Here is a 661-nt window from a genome sequence, read left to right as displayed (position 1 = left end):
AGCCCTATTTTTGTTTCCTTATATAACCACCTATGGCCAACAGAGCGAACGGCTCAGGCAGGGCTGGGAGTTCTTGAGGAGCGACCTTGGCGGGATCTGGGAGGCGAACCGCGATGCAAAGGCGGGGAGTTCGGAGACAGTTCCGATCTGGACAGGAGTAACCCTTCCGCACTGCTTCAACGCCACAGACGCGGTAGACCCAGACGTAAATTATTATCAGGGACCCGGCTGGTACCGCAGTAATCTAAAAATTGAGAATCCATATAAGAACGGTAGAACCCTACTGCATTTTGAAGGTGCCGGGCAGAAGACACAGGTGTATGTGTACAATACCAAGGTAGGCGAACACGTAGGTGGATACGATGAATGGACTGTCGACATCACGGATGCGGTTGCATCTTTCAGAAAAGACAGCGTGTTCAGCGGTAGGTTCAGGGGCAGAATCCCCATTTCCATCCGTTGCGACAATACGCGAGATTTAGAGATGATGCCTTCGGATCTTTCCGATTTCAACGTTTATGGCGGACTTTACCGTTACCTTAACCTCGTCTACGCTCCACAGCTGTCAATAGATAAAGTTTTTGCTTTGTCAGAAGTTGATGCAAAAGGCAGACAGGGAATCTTGAAGATATCATCACGTTTCTACAACCCGCTGAACATC

Annotated in this window: 1 protein-coding gene; it reads left to right on the top strand. The window is 49.3% G+C overall.

Annotated elements, in window-relative coordinates; translation table 11 throughout:
• The coding region (locus B176_RS18800) for a sugar-binding domain-containing protein (protein ID WP_040539738.1) at positions 1–661 on the top strand (661 nt) is incomplete at both ends.

Source organism: Pedobacter arcticus A12, assembly GCF_000302595.1.
GTDB classification, from domain to species: Bacteria; Bacteroidota; Bacteroidia; order Sphingobacteriales; family Sphingobacteriaceae; genus Pseudopedobacter; species Pseudopedobacter arcticus.
The sequence above is the reverse complement of the archived record's forward strand: the minus strand, read 5'-3'. Positions and strand labels throughout refer to the sequence as shown.